At 32.6% G+C, this 3,938-nt stretch carries 3 protein-coding genes; all 3 read right to left on the reverse strand.

Features of this window, described 5'->3' with window-relative positions:
• Position 1: 1 nt before the first annotated feature.
• Genes SVN78_07055 through SVN78_07065 form a run of 3 tightly spaced genes read right to left on the reverse strand, consistent with a single transcriptional unit; the run spans position 2 to position 3,783 of the window.
• A complete protein-coding gene (locus SVN78_07055; GenBank protein MDY6821362.1) occupies positions 2-964 on the reverse strand; it encodes an alcohol dehydrogenase catalytic domain-containing protein in 963 nt (320 codons plus the stop codon).
• Positions 965-987: 23 nt separating this feature from the next.
• On the reverse strand, positions 988-2,484 hold the full coding sequence (locus SVN78_07060; protein MDY6821363.1) for an altronate dehydratase family protein: 1,497 nt from the start codon (positions 2,482-2,484) through the stop codon (positions 988-990).
• Positions 2,485-2,502: 18 nt separating this feature from the next.
• A complete protein-coding gene (locus SVN78_07065) occupies positions 2,503-3,783 on the reverse strand; it encodes a lactate racemase domain-containing protein (GenBank protein ID MDY6821364.1) in 1,281 nt (426 codons plus the stop codon).
• Between the last annotated feature and the right edge of the window lie 155 nt (positions 3,784-3,938).

The raw sequence follows: 3,938 nt of genomic DNA on the forward strand, positions 1-3,938 counted from the left end.
ATCATATAATCATAGGCACTTTTTCAAAATCTATAACTTTAGATATAATCCCCTCAATATTAATTTTTCTATTCAATACTATATCTATACATTCTGGAAAATTTTTGCAACTGTTACGTGACCCCATTAGATCAACTTCTTTTTTTGTTATCAGTGAGGTTTTCAAAGGTACATCACTTTTAGGCCATCCAACAAAAACTATCCTGCCTGCATTTGAGGCATATTGTAAGCTTAATGATATAGCAGAGCTATCTCCAGAAGCCTCAATCAAAACTGGAGCCATTACGCCCTTTGTTATGTCTTTAATGTTATTATAAACATTATCGGAATTAGGATTTAATACATATTGAATACCCAATGATTTTGCCAGGTTTAGCCTTTTCTGCAAAGGATCAATTACTATTGGTATACCACCAATTAAATTTGCATAAAGTGCTATTAGTAAACCTATAGGGCCACAACCTGTAATAACTATATGCTCACCTTTTCTAAGCTTTGATCTATGAACAGCATGAACTGCTATAGATAGTGGTTCAACAAGGGCCAATAGATACCAATCAACATTTTTTTCAACTTTATGTAGTAAGTGTGATGGATGTGCAATATATTCACACAAGCCACCATCTACGTGAACACCTAATACTTTTAAGTTCTCACAACAATTAAATCTTTCTAATGAGCAAGGATAACAAGCTCCACAATAAATATACGGTTCTATAACAACTCTATCACCTATGGCAAAACTATTTATATCACCTGGCACTTTAATAACTTCACCAGCAATTTCATGACCAATAACACGTGGGTATGTTACTAATGGATTTTTGCCAGCAAAAGCAGCAATATCTGATCCACAAATACCTACTGCTTTAACTCTAATCAATATATTATTCTTTGTTATATCTGGTTTTTCAATATCTTTTAAAACTATATGTTCTGGTGCATTAATACAAACTGCTTTCATTTCATCATCCCTCAAAATAGTTACTAAACAGTAACGCCTTTTTTAAATATAACAATCTCTTTAAATCCTATTTCTTCAGCTTTTGTTAACCTACCAGATGCCACATCAATTACAAGAGAAAAAAGCTCATCAGCTAAAGCTTTTTTGGTTTCACCACTAAGTAGTCTACCTGCATCAAAATCTATCCAATTTTTCTTTCTTTTATATAAAACACTATTAGTAGAAATTTTAAATGTTGGCACAATTGTACCAAAGGGTGTACCTCTACCTGTTGAAAATAATATTATGTGACAGCCTGCTGCAGCTAAAGCTGTTGTTGAGACACCATCGTTGCCTGGCGCATTTAAAAGATTTAATCCATTCTTTGTAAGAGTATCTCCATAATCTAATACATCAACAACTAGAGAGCTACCCCCTTTTTGTGTACAACCAAGTGATTTTTCCTCTAATGTTGAAATACCACCTTCAATATTGCCTGTAGAAGGATTTTCATATATTGGTTGATTATGGAATATAAAATATTTTTTAAAATTATTAATCAATTTTACAATTTTCTCAAAAACATGCTTATCTATAGCTCTTTCCATCAATATCGTTTCGGCTCCAAACATCTCTGGCACCTCGGTCAAAATAGTTGATCCGCCTAGTGCTATTAAAATATCTGAAAATTCACCAATAATTGGATTTGCAGTGATGCCTGAAAATCCATCTGAACCACCACATTTAAGCCCTACAATTAATTCTCCTACATCAATCGCTTCTCTTTTGAATTGACTGGCATAATTAACTAATTCTTTAATTAATAGTAATCCTTCTTCTAATTCATCTTCCACATCCTGACATGTCATAAATTTTACTCTATCTGGATTATAATCGTTAAGAACCTTTTTGAAAGCTTCAATATGATTATTTTCACACCCTAAACCTAAAATTAAAACTCCTGCCGCATTCGGATGATTTGTTAGAGAGGCTAAAATTTTCTGGGTCGATAAAAGATCTTCTCCAATCTGTGAACACCCATAGGGATGTGTTAAAGCATAAAAGCCGTCAATATTTATAATATCAATAAATCTTTTAGAGGATTCTTTAGCCAAAAGCTCTGCAATCCTATTTATGCACCCAACAGTAGGTATAATCCATATTTCATTGCGCACACCGGCTTTCCCATCGTCACGTCTGAAGCCTTGGAATGATTTGCCGGGAGCATTTATAACCTTTCCCCCTTTTTCAATTTTAATGGGATTGTATTTATAATCTAAGATTTCACCTAGATTTGTTTCTATATTATGAATGTGCACATGGCTTCCCTTTCTAATATCTGCTTTTGCCCTGCCAATGGGAAAACCATACTTAATTATCTGCTTACCACTTTTTATATCATCTAACGCAATTTTATAGCCACTTTTTATATCCTCTAATACATTTATTTGACTATTATTGATTAATATTGTCTCACCCTTTTTCACATCTCTTAATAAAACTGCAACGTTGTCTTTTTTATTAATTTTTATTGCATCCATTTATTCCTCCAATAAAACTCATAAATCAAAGGTCTCTAAATTTCCATTACTATCAAAGGGCATCTCTGTCAGATTACTTAAAATTTCTATATTTTTATTCTTTTCTGCTTCTGGTAATAAAGACTCTGAAATATAAATTTCATTTAAATGAAGTGTGTCCTTTATCCTAACAATTTTTGCTTTGGTTATATCAAAGGCATTACATGTCTTTATAGCCGCCTTTATAGCATCCATATCATTTTCAAGTATAGTAGGTAAATGTGTTGGTGTAACTACAGTAGATGTTAAACCATTTACATAGGTTGCCTCAAAATTAATTTTATCAGCAAGTTTTCTAGTGGCAAAATCAGCTGTTCCCATTCCATTTGCATTACCATAGGTGTGTTCTGTCAGATCTAAAACAACCATCTTTGAAACAGAGGGTCCACCATAAGCATAGGGCGTTGGATACCTGCCTGTTATATTTGGGTCCATTCCATCACCTGAGATATCTTTTCCTATTCTATCTATAATTAGCACATCAATTTCATCAAAATATATTTTAGCCATATTCTCTTTAGCTAATTTCAAAAGCCTTTTGTCTGTTTCAACGAGATTATCTTTTTTGACAACTTCAATTTTCATTATATTATCATAGGCATTTTCTACTGTCCCAATAGCAAATAGAATTGGAGCTTTATTTAAGATGACATCTGTCATTTTAATAATATTTTCCTCCATATATTTAAAACCCAAGGCATGACAGGATTCTGCACCTTTTTGTTTCCCAAGACCAATAACTAACATTTTACATAAACCGCTTTCAATCTCACCCCTAAAAGCAGTATGTGGTTTTACTCTATTAATAACGATTATTCCATCTGAGTTATATGCAAGTTTATCAATATAGACAGGCAGGCTATTATCAATTTTGCCGATTTTTACAACCTCCATTGATGACTTTATAGGACAACCCATGTTATCTTCTGTTATATTTAATTCTCTTAAAACATCTTTCTGCCCCTCAGCAGTAGCTCCACCATGACTACCCATTGCAGGGATTATAAAAGGCTCTAAACCTCTATTTTTTAAGTCATTTATTACAGTTTTGGTTATAATATCTATATCTCTGACACCTCTACTGCCAACAGCTACAGCAATTTTAACGCCCTTTTTAATATTTCTTAACACATCAATATCGTTCAATTTCTCATTTAATTTATTTTCAACATCATTGATAGTACAGTTACTAAAAAACTGCTTAATTTTTAGCATCCTCGGTATTTCAATGTTTTTTAATAGTTCATTAATAACGCTCATAATATCCCTCCTACGTTTTTTTAGGCTCTATGGGCTTAATATCCTTTAGCATAAACATATAAATAAGAGCCGTAATAAAACAACATATCCCAGATATTACTAAGGCAATAACATATGAGCCTGTTGCCCCTATTATTATACCATTAACAATTGGT

Source organism: Deferribacterota bacterium, assembly GCA_034189185.1.
GTDB lineage: Bacteria > Chrysiogenota > Deferribacteres > Deferribacterales > UBA228 > UBA228.

Bases quoted from the DNA above. Each gene is read 5' to 3' on its own strand.
- SVN78_07065 (MDY6821364.1), bottom strand. From the start codon at position 3,783: ATGAGCGTTATTAATGAACTATTAAAAAACATTGAAATACCGAGGATG.
- SVN78_07055 (MDY6821362.1), bottom strand. From the start codon at position 964: ATGAAAGCAGTTTGTATTAATGCACCAGAACATATAGTTTTAAAAGAT.
- SVN78_07060 (MDY6821363.1), bottom strand. From the start codon at position 2,484: ATGGATGCAATAAAAATTAATAAAAAAGACAACGTTGCAGTTTTATTA.